This is a genomic window from Monashia sp. HAY1-2A (assembly GCF_056755315.1).
This window is the reverse complement of sequence record NZ_JBNDHY010000848.1, coordinates 1-231: the sequence shown is the minus strand read 5'-3', so window position 1 is coordinate 231 and position 231 is coordinate 1. Positions and strand designations below refer to the sequence as shown.

General features: G+C 59.3%; 1 protein-coding gene. It reads left to right on the top strand.

The features are described 5' to 3' along the window. Positions 1-15: 15 nt before the first annotated feature. Positions 16-231 (top strand): SRPBCC domain-containing protein (locus tag ACPYOM_RS24155; protein WP_481347926.1); only part of this gene is annotated, 216 nt, incomplete at its 3' end.

Here is a 231-nt window from a genome sequence, read left to right as displayed (position 1 = left end):
ACCGGGAGGTTTCTGATGGATTTGAAGGGCGAATACAGGATCAAGGCTTCTCGCGAAAACGTGTGGAAGATGATCAACGATCCGGAGGTGTTGAAGGCGTGCCTCCCGGGCTGCGAAAGCCTGCAGGGCAGTCCGGCGGAGGGCTTCATCGCGCGGGTGACGACGAAGATCGGTCCGATCAAGGCGACGTTTGAAGGCGCGGTAAAGCTTAGCAACATCGAGGCGCCGGCA